This window comes from Mycobacterium shigaense, from assembly GCF_002356315.1.
Lineage (GTDB): Bacteria > Actinomycetota > Actinomycetes > Mycobacteriales > Mycobacteriaceae > Mycobacterium > Mycobacterium shigaense.
Genome location: NZ_AP018164.1, coordinates 3,929,729 through 3,945,001 on the forward strand (window position 1 = coordinate 3,929,729; position 15,273 = coordinate 3,945,001).

Annotated in this window: 14 protein-coding genes and 1 tRNA gene; 6 read left to right on the top strand and 9 right to left on the bottom strand. The window is 66.9% G+C overall.

Annotated features, from left to right (window positions below; genetic code table 11):
* Positions 1 to 5: 5 nt before the first annotated feature.
* From rho to argS, 6 genes are all read right to left on the bottom strand, one after another.
* Positions 6 to 1,874 (bottom strand): transcription termination factor Rho, encoded by a 1,869-nt coding sequence (gene rho / locus MSG_RS18310; RefSeq protein WP_096441796.1) that lies wholly within the window; start codon positions 1,872 to 1,874, stop codon positions 6 to 8.
* A 267-nt stretch (positions 1,875 to 2,141) separates the two neighbouring features.
* Entirely contained in the window at positions 2,142 to 3,077 is a 936-nt protein-coding gene (gene thrB / locus MSG_RS18320; RefSeq protein WP_096444645.1) for a homoserine kinase, read from the bottom strand.
* 11 nt (positions 3,078 to 3,088) lie between these two features.
* Complete coding sequence (gene thrC / locus MSG_RS18325; protein WP_096441798.1) at positions 3,089 to 4,171, bottom strand: threonine synthase; 1,083 nt, start codon at positions 4,169 to 4,171, stop codon at positions 3,089 to 3,091.
* The gene (locus MSG_RS18330) at positions 4,168 to 5,493 is read right to left on the bottom strand and encodes a homoserine dehydrogenase (RefSeq protein ID WP_096441800.1); all 1,326 of its coding nucleotides are present in this window, start codon (positions 5,491 to 5,493) and stop codon (positions 4,168 to 4,170) included. The genes thrC and MSG_RS18330 overlap by 4 nt, the downstream gene beginning before the upstream one ends.
* A gap of 3 nt (positions 5,494 to 5,496) precedes the next feature.
* Entirely contained in the window at positions 5,497 to 6,915 is a 1,419-nt protein-coding gene (lysA, locus tag MSG_RS18335) for a diaminopimelate decarboxylase (protein WP_096441802.1), read from the bottom strand.
* Positions 6,912 to 8,564 carry an arginine--tRNA ligase gene (gene argS, locus MSG_RS18340; RefSeq protein ID WP_096441804.1) on the bottom strand — a complete coding sequence of 551 codons (1,653 nt, stop codon included), beginning with the start codon at positions 8,562 to 8,564 and terminating at the stop codon, positions 6,912 to 6,914. The genes lysA and argS overlap by 4 nt, the downstream gene beginning before the upstream one ends.
* Positions 8,565 to 8,679: 115 nt before the next feature.
* Between argS and MSG_RS18345 the strand changes: the two genes are divergently transcribed.
* From MSG_RS18345 to MSG_RS18360, 4 genes are all read left to right on the top strand, one after another.
* A tRNA-Arg gene (locus MSG_RS18345) sits at positions 8,680 to 8,755 on the top strand.
* Positions 8,756 to 9,201: 446 nt separating this feature from the next.
* Complete coding sequence (gene bla, locus MSG_RS18350) at positions 9,202 to 10,092, top strand: class A beta-lactamase (RefSeq protein WP_232011308.1); 891 nt, start codon at positions 9,202 to 9,204, stop codon at positions 10,090 to 10,092.
* A gap of 869 nt (positions 10,093 to 10,961) precedes the next feature.
* Positions 10,962 to 11,210: a hypothetical protein gene (locus tag MSG_RS18355; RefSeq protein ID WP_096441808.1), complete on the top strand. Its 249-nt coding sequence runs from the start codon at positions 10,962 to 10,964 to the stop codon at positions 11,208 to 11,210.
* Between the two features lie 3 nt (positions 11,211 to 11,213).
* Positions 11,214 to 11,882 carry a S1 family peptidase gene (locus MSG_RS18360; protein ID WP_096441810.1) on the top strand — a complete coding sequence of 223 codons (669 nt, stop codon included), beginning with the start codon at positions 11,214 to 11,216 and terminating at the stop codon, positions 11,880 to 11,882.
* A gap of 7 nt (positions 11,883 to 11,889) precedes the next feature.
* On the opposite strand, the gene MSG_RS18365 is transcribed toward MSG_RS18360, so the two are convergent.
* Both MSG_RS18365 and MSG_RS18370 read right to left on the bottom strand, forming a co-directional pair.
* Entirely contained in the window at positions 11,890 to 12,390 is a 501-nt protein-coding gene (locus tag MSG_RS18365) for a nitroreductase family deazaflavin-dependent oxidoreductase (RefSeq protein ID WP_096444646.1), read from the bottom strand.
* Between the two features lie 2 nt (positions 12,391 to 12,392).
* Complete coding sequence (locus tag MSG_RS18370) at positions 12,393 to 12,959, bottom strand: carboxymuconolactone decarboxylase family protein (protein WP_096441812.1); 567 nt, start codon at positions 12,957 to 12,959, stop codon at positions 12,393 to 12,395.
* A gap of 205 nt (positions 12,960 to 13,164) precedes the next feature.
* Here MSG_RS18370 and MSG_RS26240 point away from each other — a divergent pair, with 205 nt between their 5' ends.
* The gene (locus tag MSG_RS26240; RefSeq protein ID WP_162899250.1) at positions 13,165 to 13,308 is read left to right on the top strand and encodes an SDR family oxidoreductase; all 144 of its coding nucleotides are present in this window, start codon (positions 13,165 to 13,167) and stop codon (positions 13,306 to 13,308) included.
* 59 nt (positions 13,309 to 13,367) lie between these two features.
* Here the strand turns inward: MSG_RS26240 and MSG_RS18380 are convergent, their stop codons facing one another.
* Positions 13,368 to 14,177, bottom strand: a complete 810-nt coding sequence (locus tag MSG_RS18380; protein ID WP_096441816.1) for an SDR family NAD(P)-dependent oxidoreductase — start codon at positions 14,175 to 14,177, stop codon at positions 13,368 to 13,370.
* A 92-nt stretch (positions 14,178 to 14,269) separates the two neighbouring features.
* Here MSG_RS18380 and MSG_RS18385 point away from each other — a divergent pair, with 92 nt between their 5' ends.
* Positions 14,270 to 15,265 carry an NAD-dependent epimerase/dehydratase family protein gene (locus MSG_RS18385; protein ID WP_096441818.1) on the top strand — a complete coding sequence of 332 codons (996 nt, stop codon included), beginning with the start codon at positions 14,270 to 14,272 and terminating at the stop codon, positions 15,263 to 15,265.
* Positions 15,266 to 15,273: the final 8 nt, after the last annotated feature.

A 15,273-nucleotide genomic window follows, 5' to 3' on the forward strand; every position in this document is an offset into this window, starting at 1 on the left:
CGCCGCTAGTCGTTGTCCATCGACCCCGGTGTCGTCTTCGAGACCTGGACCAGGAATTCGTAGTTGGTCTTTGTCTTGCGCAGCTGCGACATCAGCAGGTCGATGGCCTGATGAGAGTCCAGACCCGACAGGACGCGGCGCAGCTTGTGCACGATGCCGAATTCGTCGGGCGAGAGCAGCAGCTCGTCCTTGCGGGTGCCCGAGGGGTTGACGTCGACGGCCGGGAAAACCCGGCGCTCCGAGATCTTGCGGTCCAGCTTGAGCTCGGCGTTACCGGTTCCCTTGAACTCCTCGAAGATGACCGTGTCACCGGTGGACCCCGTCTCGACCATCGCCGTGGCGATGATGGTCAGCGACCCGCCTTCCTCGATGTTGCGAGCAGCGCCGAGGAAACGCTTCGGCGGATAGAGCGCGGTCGAGTCGACACCACCGGACAGGATGCGGCCCGAAGCGGGCGACGCGTTGTTGTAGGCGCGGCCCAGGCGGGTGATCGAGTCGAGCAGCACCACGACGTCTTTGCCCTGCTCGACCAGGCGCTTGGCACGCTCGATGGCCAGCTCGGCGACCGCCGTGTGGTCCGTGGGCGGCCGGTCGAACGTCGAGGCGATGACCTCGCCCTTCACCGAACGCGTCATGTCGGTGACCTCCTCCGGCCGCTCGTCGACGAGCACGACCATGAGGTGGCATTCCGGGTTGTTCTTGGTGATCGCGTTGGCGATGTCCTGCAAGATCGTTGTCTTACCCGCCTTGGGCGGCGACACGATCAGCGCACGCTGGCCCTTACCGATCGGCATGATCAGGTCGATGACCCGGGTGGTCAGCCGGTCGGGGGTGGTCTCCAGGCGCAACCGCTGGTTGGGGTACAACGGCGTCAGCTTGCTGAAGTCGGGACGCTTCTTGGCGTCTTCGATCGATCCACCGTTGATGGTGTCCAGGCGCACCAGCGGGTTGAACTTCTGCCGCTGGTTGGGCTGCTCGCCCTCGCGCGGTACCCGAACGGCGCCGGTCACCGCGTCACCGCGGCGCAGGCCGTTCTTGCGCACCATGTTCATGGACACGTAGACGTCGTGCGGCCCGGCCAGGTAGCCGGAGGTGCGGACGAACGCGTAATTGTCGAGGACGTCAAGAATGCCGGCTACCGGCTGGACGACGTCGTCTTCCCGCAGTTCGGTGTCGCCGCCACCACCGCCGTCACCGGAGCGTTCGCCGCGGCGCCTGCGGTCACGGAACCGGCGTCCCCGCCGGCCCTGCCGTCCATCGCCTTCGTCGTCCTGCTGGTTGGAGCCGCCGCGGTTCTGCTGGCCGCCCGAATTCTGTTGGTCGCCGCCCTGGTCGTTGTCCGAACCGCGGTCGTCGGATTTGTTGTCCTGGCGCCTGGCCGGGCGATCGTCGCCCTCGCCACGCGGAGTCCCGTTGCGGCCGCGCCCGTCGCCGCCGTGGCGGGCGTCCGAGGACTCCGCCTCGTCGCCACCGCGGCCGGCCGACCCCGCCTCGCGGGACGCGCCGCGCCGCTCCCGCCGCGGCGCCTCGGTGGCCGAATCGTCCTGTTTCCCTTGCGCGGTAGACGTTTCGGCGCCGGCCGCCTCGGTCTTGGTGTCGTCCCCGGCGTTCGGAGTGGCTGGACGGTCACTTACCGAAGTGCCGTTGGCCTGTCCCCTGATTTCCTTGATCGCGGCGATGAGCTCGTTCTTGCGCATCCCCGATGTCCCTTTGACGCCGGCTTGGCTGGCCAGGGCGCGCAATTCGGGCAGCACCAGGGTGGACAGGGAGCCCTTCGACGCGCTTTTTACGTCGGGAGTGTCTGTGGTCACGGCTTTCGACAGCTGGTCGCCGTCGGTGCTTTCGCCCACCGTGAAGAGGTCCGTATCAGTCACGGATTTCCTTTCTTCCCTCGCTGATCACTTCATACGAGGGTTCGTTGCATTCAGCCAAATTGCCGAGTGCGCCCAATCTCTCTGCAACGGTGATCGCCTAATCGGCGAAGGGAAGCGGCGAACCTCGTTCACGAGAAGAATTGGTGGTTGTCCTAGCTGCAATGCAGTTAATGCAGATGCAGATGCAGATGCTGCGATTGCGGGACGGGTCCGAGGATAACCTGCATCCGAGCGGGAAGCAAGCAAACCCTCCGGCCGAGCCGCGGATCAACCGGCGACTTTGATTCCCGGGCTCCAGCGAACTCCTTCGCCCGGTGCCATCGCGGTGACGGTGAATCCATGCGCGACCCCGTAGTCCACTGCTTCCGCAGGCAGTTGCGGTTGGGTGCTGAGTGCGATCAGCGATGGACCCGCTCCCGAAAGCGTCGCCGACACGTTGAGACGCCGCAGCAGCCGCAAATATTCCGCCGAGGCCGGCATCGCCGCGGCACGCTGCGGTTGATGCAGCAGGTCCTCGGTGGCTGCCATCAGCAGATCGGGGCGTTCGGTCAGCGCCACCACCAGCAGCGCGGCGCGGCTGACGTTGAACGTGGCGTCGTCGTGGCTGACGTGGGTGGGCAGCAGTCCCCGCGTCTCGGCGGTCAACGAGCGTTCCTCGGGAATCGCGCAGAACAACTGGATATCGGGATGCAGGCGCAGCGCCACAGCCGAGTACCGGGGCGCGCTGCCGCCGCGGTCCACCCAGGACACCACGGCACCGCCCAATACGGCGGCGGCGGCGTTGTCGGGATGACCCTCGAATTCCGAGGACAGCTGGATCAGCTGAGCTTCGGTCAGCTGCGCCGAATCCGTCTGTGCGATAAGGCCATTGGCCGCTGCCAGGCCGCTGACCACCGCGGCCGCCGACGAGCCGAGACCACGGGAATGCGGGATGGCATTGCGGCAGCGCACCACCATGCCCGGCGCGCCGACGCCGGCGGCCCGCAGGCCGTGCTCGATGGCGCGCACCACCAGATGTTCCGGACCGAGCGGAACCTGGTTGGCCCCCTCGCCCTCGACGATCACTTCGAGGCCGGAATCTGTTGTCTCCACGACGATCTCGTCGTGCAGACTCAGTGCCAGGCCGACGCTGTCGAAACCGGGGCCGAGGTTGGCGCTGGACGCCGAGACGACGGCGCTTGCCACCAGCCCGGCGGGCAGCATCTGTGTCACGGCTAGGCCAGCCCGAGCTTCTCGACGACCAGGGCGGGGTCCACCGGCAGCGGGGAGACACTCGGCATGTCCTTCAGCGCTGTATCGGGGTCCTTGAGACCATTGCCGGTCACCGTGCAGACCACGGTCGAGCCGCGGGTGACCCAGCCGTCCTCAACGGCCTTGAGCAGGCCCGCGATGCTGGCCGCCGACGCCGGCTCGACGAACACCCCCTCGGACTGGGCGACCAGGTGGTAGGCGGCCAGGATCTCCTCGTCGGTGGCGGCCAGGAAGCGCCCGTCGGACTGCTCCTGCGCCGCGACCGCGGCCGTCCACGACGCCGGCGAACCGATCCGGATCGCGGTCGCGATGGTCTCGGGGTTAGGCACCGGCTTGCCGTGCACCAGCGGCGCCGCGCCGGCGGCCTGGGTGCCCAGCATGCGGGGCAGCTTCTCGAACACGCCCTCCTGGTGGTATTCGGTGTAGCCCTTCCAGTACGCGGTGATGTTGCCGGCGTTGCCGACCGGAAGCGAATGGATGTCCGGGGCGGTGCCCAGCGCGTCGACGATTTCGAACGCCGCCGTCTTCTGGCCCTCGATGCGCACCGGGTTGACCGAGTTGACCAACGAGATCGTCGGGAAGTCGGCGGCCATCTTGCGGGCCAGCTCTAGACAGTCGTCGAAGTTGCCGTCGATCTGGATGATCTTGGCGCCGTGCATGACCGCCTGCGCCAGCTTGCCCATCGCGATCTTGCCCTGCGGGATGAGGACCGCGCAGGTGATGCCGGCGCGCGCGGCATACGCCGCCGCCGAGGCGGAGGTGTTTCCGGTCGACGCGCACAACACGGCCTGCTGCCCGCGCGCCACGGCGTCGGTGACGGCCATCGTCATGCCGCGGTCCTTGAACGAACCGGTCGGATTGAGGCCCTCGACCTTGAGATGGACGGTGCAGCCGGTCTTTTCGGAGAGCCGGGTCGCCGGAATCAGCGGGGTGCCCCCCTCGAGCAGCGTGATCGGCGTCCAGTCATCGCCGACCGGCAGCCGGTCGCGGTAGGCGGCGATCAGGCCCGGCCAGGGCTGATGGGTGGCCGTGCGCGGGGCGCTCATAGACCGGTTCCTTCCAGTCGCAACACGCTGGCCACACCCAGCACGGATTCCAGATCGGCCAGTGCAGCGACGGTTTCGGAGAGCGCGGCATCGGTGGCGCTGTGCGTCACCACGACCACGCGGGCGCCCACGCGCCGGCCGCCCTCGTCCTCCACGCCCTCCTGGCGCACCTCGGCGATACTGACCTCGCGCTTGGCGAATTCGGCCGCCACCGAGGACAACACGCCGGGCCGGTCGGCGACGTTCATGCTGACGTAGTAGCGAGTTTGGATGAATCCCATTGGTGCAATCGGCAATTGGGCGTATTTGGATTCCTTGGGCCCGCGGCTGCCGAGCACCCGGTTGCGGGCCGCCATCACCAGGTCGCCGGTGACCGCCGACGCGGTGGGCGCGCCGCCGGCGCCCTGGCCGTAGAACATCAACCGCCCCGCGGCCGCAGCCTCGACGACGACGGCGTTGAACGCCCCGCTGACGGTCGCCAGCGGGTGCGACAACGGCACCAGCGCCGGGTAGACGCGCGCGGAGACCCGCTCCTGGCCTTCGTCGTCGGTGATGCGCTCGCAGATGGACAGCAGCTTGATGGTGCAGCCCAACGCATGCGCGGACTCGAAGTCGGCCGGGGCGATCTTGGTGATGCCTTCGCGATAGACGTCGTCGATGGTGACCCGGGTGTGGAAGGCGATGGACGCCAGGATCGCGGCCTTGGCCGCCGCGTCGTAGCCCTCGACGTCCGCGGTGGGGTCCGCCTCGGCGTAGCCCAGGGCGCTGGCGTCGGCCAGGGCGCTGTCGTAGGTGGCGCCGGTGCTGTCCATCGCGGACAGGATGTAGTTGGTGGTGCCGTTGACGATGCCGGCCACCCGCACCACCGTGTCGCCGGCCAGCGACTGGGTCAGCGGTCGGATGACGGGGATGGCTCCGGCCACCGCGGCTTCGAAATACAGGTCGACATGGGCGTTTTCGGCCGCCTGCGCCAGTTCCCCGGTCGAGGTGGACAGCAGCGCCTTGTTCGCGGTGACGACCGATTTGCCGCGTTCGAGCGCGGCCAGGATCGCCTTGCGGGACGGCTCCACCGGGCCCATCAGCTCGACGACGATATCGACGTCGTCGCGCGAGACGAGCCCGTCGATATCGTCGGTGAGCAACTCGACCGGGACACCGCGATCGGCGGCGACGCGACGGACTCCGATGCCGCGCAACGCCAGCGGCGCCCCGATCCGGGCCGCCAGGTCGTCGGCGCTGTCCTCGATGATGCGGACCACCTCGCTGCCCACGTTGCCGAACCCTAGTACGGCGACGCCCACCGGCTTGACATCATCGGACACAGTTCACCTCACTTCCAGACTAAGTAGATCGTCGACCGTCTCCCGGCGCAGGATCAGCCGCGCCTTTCCATCGCGAACCGCAACCACAGCGGGACGACAGATCATGTTGTAGCGACTCGACAGCGAATAGCAATAGGCGCCGGTCGCGGCCACCCCCAGCAGGTCACCGGGCTGCAGGTCGCCGGGCACCCAGGTGTCGCGGACGACGATATCGCCGCTCTCGCAGTGCTTTCCGACGATGCGGGCCAGGGTTGCCGGTGCGTCGCTGACCCGCGACACCAACCGCGCGTCGTACTGGGCGTCATACAGTGCGGTGCGGATGTTGTCGCTCATGCCGCCGTCCACGCTGACGTAGCGGCGGTGTGCGGTGCTGCTGATGTCGACGTCCTTGACGGTGCCGACCTCGTAGAGCGTGATGGTGCCCGGCCCGGCGATGGCGCGCCCGGGCTCGACCACCAGCCGCGGGGTGGGCAACCCGACGGCGGCCGACTCATCGCGCACGATGGCGCTCAGCTTGGCGGCCAGCTCGGCCATCGGGGGCGGGTCGTCGGGCGCCAAGTACGAAATGCCCAGGCCCCCACCGAGATCCACGGTCGAGATCTGAGCCGTCTTCTCGACGCCGAACTCCTGGACGACGTCGTGCAGTAGACCGATGACGCGGCGGGCGGCGAGCTCGAAGCCGGCGACGTCGAAGATCTGCGAGCCGATGTGGCTGTGCAGGCCGACCAGGCGCAGGTGATCGGTGGCGAAGACGCGGCGCACCGCGGCCGCTGCCGCGCCGCTGGCCACCGACAGCCCGAACTTCTGGTCTTCGTGTGCGGTGGAGATGAATTCGTGGGTGTGCGCCTCGACGCCGACGGTGAGGCGCACGAAGACGTCCTGGACGACGCCGGCCTCGCCGGCGATGGTCTCCAGTCGCTCGATCTCGGTGGTCGAGTCCAACACGATGTGGCTCACCCCGGCTTTGACCGCAGCGGTCAACTCCGCGACGGATTTGTTGTTGCCGTGGAAGGTGATTCGCTCGGGCGGGAAGTCGGCGTGCAGCGCGACGGCCAGCTCGCCGCCGGTGCAGACGTCGAGCGACAGGCCCTCCTCGTCGATCCAGCGGGCCACCTCGCTGCACAGGAAGGCCTTGGCGGCGTAGTGCACGTTGCGACCCCCGCCGAACGCGGTGGCGATCTCCCGGCAGCGGAACCGGAAGTCCTCCTCGTCCACGACGAACAGCGGGGTGCCGTAATCCCGGGCGAGATCGGTGACGGATACCCCGGCGATGCTCGTCACCCCGGCGTCATCGCGAGAAACGTTGCGTGGCCACACGTTCGGCGCCAGCAGCAGCAGTTCCTCGGGCGACTGCGGGCGTGGCGGGCTTTGCGCCGGACGAGACTCTTCGGCGTGCCGGGGGCCGGCGGGATGGACGTTCACATGCGCTCCGGGGCGGTCACGCCAAGGATCGCCAGGCCGTTGGCGATGACCTGGCGGGTGGCCTGGCACAGCGCCAGCCGCGCGGCGTGCAGGTCGCCGGGTTCCTCATCGCCCTGCGGCAGCACCCGGCAGGAGTCGTAGAACCGGTGGTAGTCGCCCGCCAGGTCTTCCAGGTACCGGCACACCCGGTGCGGCTCCCGCAGCGACGCAGCGGTTTTCAGCACCCGCGGGAATTCGCCGAGGGTGCGCAGCAGCGTGCCCTCCTTGTCATGGCTGAGCAGCTCGAGGTGATCGGTGTCGGCGATCAGGCCGAGCTCGGCGGCGTTGCGGGCCAGTGCCGACAGTCGTGCATGCGCGTATTGCACGTAGTAGACCGGGTTTTCGTTGGACGCCGAGGACCACAAGGCCAGGTCGATGTCGATCGGGGTGTCCACCGACGAGCGAATCATGCTGTAGCGGGCGGCGTCCACGCCGATCGCTTCCACCAGGTCGTCCAGGGTGATCACCGTTCCGGCGCGCTTACTCATCCGGACCGGCTGGCCGTCGCGGACGAGGTTGACGAGCTGGCCGATCAGCACCTCGACGGTGGCCGGGTCGTCGCCGAAGGCGGCGGCGACGGCCTTGAGTCGCGCGATGTAGCCGTGGTGGTCGGCGCCGAGCATGTAGATGCACAGGTCGAAGCCGCGCTGCCGCTTGTCGAGGTAGTAGGCGATGTCACCGGCGATGTAGGCGGGCTTACCGTCGCTCTTGATCACGACGCGGTCCTTGTCGTCGCCAAAAGAGCTGGTGCGCAGCCAGGTTGCGCCGTCTTTCTCGAAGATGTTGCCAGTCTCGCGCAGCTTGGCCAGGGCCTGGTCGACGAGGCCGCTGGTGTGCATCGAGTCTTCGTGCGTGTACACGTCGAAGTCCGTGCCGAATTCGTGCAACGTCTCTTTGATGTGGGTGAACATCAAGTCGACGCCGATCTCCCGGAAGGTCTCGTGCATGTCGGCGTCGGGCAGGCTCAGCGCGTCGGGCGCCTTCTGCAGCACCTGCCCGGCGATGTCGCTGATGTATTCGCCCGCGTACCCGTCTTCCGGCGTCGGCTCGGCCTTGGCGGCGGCGATCAGCGAGCTGGCGAACCGGTCGATCTGGGCGCCGTGGTCGTTGAAGTAGTACTCGCGCGTCACGGCGGCGCCCTGCGTGGTGAGCAGCCGGCCCAGCGCGTCGCCGACGGCGGCCCAGCGGGTGCCGCCGATGTGGATCGGCCCGGTCGGGTTGGCCGAGACGAACTCGAGGTTGATGTTGACTCCGGCGAGATCGCCGGAGTGCCCGTAGCTCTGGCCGGCATCGAGGACGTTGTTGACGACGACGGCCTGCGCCGAGGCCTCCAGGCGCAAGTTGATGAACCCGGGGCCGGCCACCTCCGCGGCGGCGATGCCGTCTTTCGAGGCCAGCGCCTCTGCCAGCCATCCGGCCAGCTCACGCGGGTTCGCGCCGACCTTTTTGCCGAGCTGCAATGCCAGGTTGCTGGCGTAATCGCCGTGCTCGGGGTTGCGTGGCCGTTCGACGGTGACCGCCGCCGGCAGCGCCGACGCGTCCAGGCCATGCTCGGCCAACACCGCGGCAGCGGTGGTTTTGAGCAGCTCAGCCAGGTCAGCGGGGGTCACGAGCGTCCATCCTATTGGCTGGGGTGCCCGCGCCCCGAATCCATTGCGATGCGGGTGCAGTCAACTGGATGCGTTAGGCTGGCGGGGCCCATTGGCGCATCATGGTCTCGCATGCGCCCCCGTAGCTCAGGGGATAGAGCGTCTGCCTCCGGAGCAGAAGGCCGCAGGTTCGAATCCTGCCGGGGGCACCACGTCTGAACTGCACAAACAAGATACAACGCGGTGTTCTACCTATCCCCTACCTATGCGATCTGCGCTAGCGCTGCCCTGATTCGTTAGCTGACTCACAGCCACCTGTCATCACCTGGTGCAACCTCACGACGACCCCCACCCGCCTTGGCGGCATCGTGAGTAGCGAATGACACGGTTGTGATTATCCGGTACATTCGGCTCCAGAACACGCACCGTGGGCGACACGGCATAAAACGCGCTCCCTATTAAACCGACATAAAGCCAGACTCTTTAGCCTGATCCAAAGGGTAGCGCGCACCGTGTCTATTTCTGATTCCAAATCAAAGCCCACTCAATTGATTTCGACGACCGAAGCTGCCAAAAGGCTTGATGTTGCACCGATTACGATTCGTCGCTTCTGTGCGTCATGCTGACGGGCGTGGAGATCACCCGTCGCCGTCTGCTCATGGCAGCCAGTGCCGCCGTGGCTGCCTTAAGTGCCTATGACCGGCCGCACCGCCAGGATCCGGTTCGACTCGTCGATTCCGAAGCACCGTTGGCGAGTGATGAACAGCTGGCCACGCTCGAGGACCGCTACAACGCGAAGGTCGGCTTCCACGGACTCAACCTGCACACCGGACGGATGCTGGACTATCGGGCCGACGACCTGTTCGCCACCTGTTCGGCGTTCAAGGCCTACGTCGCCGGCGCCATCCTTGCCAAAGACCAGCGCGGGGAACTGTCCCTCAACGACCCGGTCTTCATCGACCCCGCCGTCCTCGTGCCCGTCGCCTCCACGATCACCGAACCCCACGTCGGCGGATACCTTCCACTCTCGGCGCTGTGCGCAGCCTCAGTGCGCCAAAGTGACAACACCGCCACCAACCTCATGGTCGCCATGCTGGGCGGGCCCGGTGCGGTCACCGAATTCGCCCGCTCCACCGGGGATGACCGGATCTGGATGGTGCGCTGGGAGCTGGAACTGAACTCCGCCTACCCCGGCGACCCGCGCGACACCAGCACCCCGCGCTCGATGGGCGCCGGATTTTCAAACATGCTCACCGGCGACGTCTTCGACGACGCGCACCGGGCCCAGCTGTGGGAGTGGATGAGCACCATCACCACCGGCAACAACCGCATCCGCGCCGGACTGCCGCCCGAGTGGGGCGTCGCCGACAAGACCGGCGCCGGTGACTACGCCTCCACCAACGACATCGGTGTCGCGTTCGGCCCCAGCGGCGAACGCCTCATCCTGTCGATCATGACCCGGACCCGCTCCGAGGACCCCAAGACACCCGCGCTCAACGCACTGATCGCCGACATCACCCGCCTAGCAGTACCGGCACTGCTCGTCTAGCCGCCGGGTCTCGCTGCGCTCGGCGACCATGAAAGCCGAGAACAGTTTCAACGGACCGATCCGGCCACCAACCGGACCAACACAAGCAACCACACTGCAGGTTTCTCGTCGGAACGGCCAGTCGAGCCGTCGGAGTCGAGGCTGCAGCCTGACCGACACGCCGTCCGTGCTCGAATTCAGGGGGTCGACATTCAGAAGTTGATCCGGGGTCAAAGTTCGGAAGTTATTGACAGGGCGAGCGATCCGAGCCGCGACGGGCCCATTCAGCGGTTGGCCGGCCCTGGCCGAGACCTACGCTCTGTGGGCTCGTTGACCCAGTTTCGATAGAGCTTGTGCACGCCGCCCGTCTCAGCGAGGCGTTGTTTCCAGTCGCCACAGGCGGGCCGCGCACCGAGTTCGATGCAACCTTCGATCACGTCTTCCAACGCGATGCGAGAACTGGGAAGATGCGCCCTGAGGTTGAACGACGGTTGGATATGCGGCCGGTGTCCGGGGCTGTTCCTATCAGGGTGCCAGTGCCAGCGAAACTCAGGTCCGGCTTCAAGTTTCTACCCGGTAGATGTATTCGCGCGTGGTCACGCGGTAACGCTCACTGGGTGCATACTCGCGATGCTCCCCGTGCCGGTGCGATCGGTGCGCGATACGGGTCGTCACCGGCCGGCGTTCGCCGGCACGCAACTGGAGTCTTTAGTCCCTATTGGCCAGCCCGGCGCCGGTGCGACGATGGGCGCCTGGGAGCCAGGTAGCAGGCAACCAGATGGGCCCGCGCCGGGCATGGATTCAGCACCCTTCCGGCGCGGGCCCGCTCACCGCATCAGCGAAAGCCATCGCTTAAGTGCCACGGTGGCCCGACGGTTGGGATCGACAACATGAACTGGCTTGTGAACATCTACGCGGATATCCCGCACCAGGGCCCCGCAAGACCGTTTGTCGAGCAATCTCCGATGTTCACTGACTGGGAGTCCGTCGGCGGCACGCAGCGCAGAATCACGCTGACGGTGCCGCACACCGCCGCCGGCGACGCCGATTCGGCGTGCGAGGTCGCCAGGAGGGAACTTGAAGACCGCCTGACCATGTTGCGGGGCATCAGCGAGTGCCACGCAACCCCTCTGGACTAGTCGGTGAAGGGACCGCACCGCCTCGCCACGGCGGCATGGCTTCGCGGGCTCGCGACGGCTGGTGCCGTGGTGATCGCTTCGGCGGCGGTCACGGCCACGGCGCAAGCCGCCGGACCGCCGATGCCCGGCATCGAAGTGGATGATGAAAGTGGGAGGTGCACAGCGGGTTTCGCGACGCAGGGCAGCGACGACAGTTACTACCTGTTGACCAGTGGACACTGCGACGCGCACGACGGTTCGGTATGGACCTACGAGCAGGACGTCCCGCTCGGAAGAATCACCGCCAGCGAGAACGAGGGCGACAACAAGGACGCCGCGATCATCCGCCTTGACCCCGGCGTCGGCGCACCGGTAGGAGATGTCGGCGGCAAGTACCCAGTCCGCGATGTGCTGAGCGCCAACCAAATTCAGGTCGGCATACCGTTCTGCAAGCTCGGCGCGGTGAGCGGTGAGACCTGTGGAGCGATCAAAGGCGTGGAGAACGGGGTGGTCGAAGCCAGCGTGTACAGCTTGAAGGGCGACAGCGGCAGTCCCGGCTTCGTGAAGAACGCGGACGGAAGCGTCAGTGCGGTCGGCATCTTGATGTCTTCGCCGGAGGGCGACGACCACACGACGTACTTCACGCTAGTGCATCCGCTGCTCGACAAGTGGGGCTTGCGCGTTCTCCCCTGAGGTCGGCTCAACTCCTGACCAGAACGAACGCCTCGATATGGCGGTCGCCGGCCGTCTTCTCGTACTTGCGCCAGCCGGGATAGATGGCGACGCCCTTCGCCCAGATCTCGTCACGCTCGCCGGGAGGTGCGATTCGGGCTACGGCATCCCAGGTTTCGCCCGCCACGGACACCGTGGCATGCGGATCGGCCTTCAGGTTGTGGTACCAGGCCGGGTGTTTGAGGCCGCCGAAGTTCGACGCGATGACGGCCACGCCGTCGGGGTGCGGGATGGGAAACACCGCGACGGTGCGGGGCTCCCCCGACTTCGCCCCCGTCGTGGTGAGCATGACGGCGGGAACACCGGTCACGATCGCCGAAGCACTACTCCGATTTCCGGTGAGCCTGCTGGTGATCCGGTCGAGGTGGTGTGCTGTCGGCCGAAAGATCGCCACCCCCAGCTTCGTGGCGATGAACGTGCGCATGAAGCGATGAAATGCGTTGGCTTCACTGAAGGATCGGCTCGACACGGTCACACCGCCTTCGCGCGGTCGACCTGGTCCCGGTCGTATTCGATGACGGGTACCGAGTCGCCGTACACGTCGAGGGTGTGGATGAACCGGTGCAGCCCCATCGCCCCGGCGCAGGTGAATCCGAGCTCGATGATCTGCGCGGCGGTGAAATGCCCGCCCAGCCGCTGGTAGAACTCGTCGTCCATGGCGTGATGATCGGCGGAGAGCAGGTCGAGGAACTCGACGGCCAGCTGCTCCTGCGGCGTCAGCGCGCCGTGGCCGGGCGCGAGCAGGCACGCGACATCCTCGTCGGTGATCGAATCATGCTTACGCGATTGACTGCACGGTTCGCACTTGCCCAGTTGCGCGCTGCGGATGCGCAGCAATTCCAGGATCCGGCCGCCGAGCAGGGTGCCGGCGCCCAGGTGCGTCCTGGCCAGGTTGACCTGCTCGAGCTGGGCGCTGCGATACGCGAAGATCTGCGAGGGCACCGGACTCGCGTAGAGCCCGGCGGCCACGCCGGCATCGACGATTTCGCGGGAATGTGGACTGAGCTCTTCTATCGGTATTGGTGCAATGCGCAGCATTAATTCAGGCTATCTTTTTTATGCGGCACTGAGAAGGAGAAATCGATGTCCAGACTCGCCGGAAAAGTCGCGATAGTGACGGGAGGTGCCGGCGGGATTGGTGCGGCGACGGCACACGAATTGGCCGGGGGACCGGCGCCCGCGCCATCGCGCTCGGCGATGATCTCGCCACCGAAGACGTGGCACGGGCCTGGGCCGCGCCACGTTGACGCCGTATGTCGGGCAGCCGAAAGACGTCGCGGAACTCGTCACCTTTCTGGCTGCGCAACAGTCCCGCTACATCAGCGGAGGAATGATTTCCATCGACGGCGGAATGTCGGCGCATGTCGCTATGAATACGGGTAATTAATTAGAGCCATTATCGGCGCAAGCGCGCCATTTTGCGCATGCGAATTCATGAAAGCTGTATCAGGTTGGCGGCCCGAGCGCGTACGCGCCGGTCTCCGGGTGGTGATACCAGCCACCGGCGGCGTGGGTGCCGCCGTCGACGTGGATCGTCTGTCCGGTGATGTAGCTGGACATCTCCGAGGCGAGAAAGACTGCCGCCCCGGCCATTTCGTCGACGTGCCCCGCGCACCCCAGCGGAACCGTGAATCCCATCCGCTGCCGGGATCCCGGCGGTGCCATCTGCTCGAGGCCTTCGGTCCAGGTAATGTCGGGGGCCAGCGCGTTGACCCGGATGCCGTGCGGCGCCAGTTCGAGCGCCGCGGTCTTGGTGTAGTTGATGACGCCCGCCTTGGCCGCCGCGTACGTCGCGTAGCCGGGGGCGGCGCGGACCCCCTCTATCGACGTGACGCTGATGATGCTGCCGGGCAGGTGCTCCTCGACGAGCGTGCGGGCCACCCGCTGCGTGCACAGGTACACGTGGCGCAGATTCGATTTGTACAGGGCGTCCCACCCGTTCTCGCTGGTGTCCAGGATGCCCGACCAGAAGACGCCGCCGGCGTTGTTGACCAAGATCGTCACCGGGCCGAGCTCTGCTGCGGTCTGCGCGAGCGCTTCGTCCACGGCGGCGCTGTCCCGCACGTCGGTCGGGATACCGAGAGCGCCGATCTCCTCGGCGGCGGACGCGCAGGTGTCGGGGTTGCGTTCCCAGATCGCGACCCGCGCGCCGAATGCCGTCAGCCCAGCCGCGATGCCGCGGCCGATGCCGGAGCCGCCGCCGGTGACGACCGCGACGCGGTCGGTCAGGAGCGCGCTTGAGGGATCGAGTGCCACGCAGCCGACTATATGACAATCCCACTTCACGGTTTACAGTTCTCACTAAATCTGTTCGATATGTAAAGCGGAGTCAGCCGAGGGAGCCCACCATGGCCAGCACGATCTTCGTCACCGGCGCGACCGGCCAGACCGGCGGCAACGTCTGCAGGCAGCTGATCGAACGCGGCGACCACGTCCGCGCCCTGGTGCGCGATCCCGGCACGGCCACGGCCCTGGCCGACATCGGCATCGGCATCGAGGTGATCCAGGGCGACATCAGCGACGCCGACGACGTGCGCACCGCGGCCAAGGGCGCCGACGCCGCGATCCACTGCGCGGCCCTGCTGGGCGGCGCGAGCCAGGACCTCGAGGACTTCAAGGCCGTCAACATGGTCGGTACGACGAACGTCCTCGACGCCGCGACGGCGCACGGCATGCGCCGGGTCGTCGCGCTGAGCACCGCCACCTTCCTCGATTTGGGCACCGGCCTGGACTTCGAAGAGGCGCCCGTGTTGCAGAACCCACCGCAAGACCCCTACACCGTCACCAAACTGGCCGCGTTCCAGGAAGCCCACCGGCGCGCGGCCGCGGGCGACGACGTCCTGACGTGTCACCCCGGCGCAATCTTCGGTCCTGCTCCCGTCGTGGAGCGCGCGTTGCACCGCACCAGCTTCAACCGGGTGCTGTTGGCCGGAATGAGAGGAAAGATTAAGCGCTACTTGGCTTTTCCGGTGACCTGGGTCGCCGGGGCCGACGTCGCGAAGGGCTCGATCGCGGCGCTGGACAACGGGGTGACCGGCGAGCGCTACCTGTTGGTCGGCCGTCCCGAAGACACCTTCAGCACCGCCGGCGGCATCAACCGCGCGTGCGCAGTCGCCGGAATCGACCACCGCGTCGAGGACCTCGACTACCGCACCGATGCCGAGGCGCTGACCGCCGAGTTCGGCCCGACCCTGATGGCCATCGCGAAGGCCGCCGCCAACAGCGAGCGCAAGCCCAGAAGCAAAGACAACTTGACCACCCGGCGACTCGGGTATGCGCCCATGTCCCTCGATGACGGCGTGCGGCTGCTGATCTCGTGGCTGCGCGGCCTGGGCAAGCTCTAGGGGCTGCC

What these genes read in the sequence shown, in the direction of transcription:
- MSG_RS18385 (WP_096441818.1), top strand. Translation starts at nt 14,270, where the DNA reads ATGGCCAGCACGATCTTCGTCACCGGCGCGACCGGCCAGACCGGCGGC.
- thrB (WP_096444645.1), bottom strand. Translation starts at nt 3,077, where the DNA reads ATGCTGCCCGCCGGGCTGGTGGCAAGCGCCGTCGTCTCGGCGTCCAGC.
- MSG_RS18355 (WP_096441808.1), top strand. Translation starts at nt 10,962, where the DNA reads ATGAACTGGCTTGTGAACATCTACGCGGATATCCCGCACCAGGGCCCC.
- MSG_RS18370 (WP_096441812.1), bottom strand. Translation starts at nt 12,959, where the DNA reads ATGCTGCGCATTGCACCAATACCGATAGAAGAGCTCAGTCCACATTCC.
- bla (WP_232011308.1), top strand. Translation starts at nt 9,202, where the DNA reads ATGGCAGCCAGTGCCGCCGTGGCTGCCTTAAGTGCCTATGACCGGCCG.
- thrC (WP_096441798.1), bottom strand. Translation starts at nt 4,171, where the DNA reads ATGAGCGCCCCGCGCACGGCCACCCATCAGCCCTGGCCGGGCCTGATC.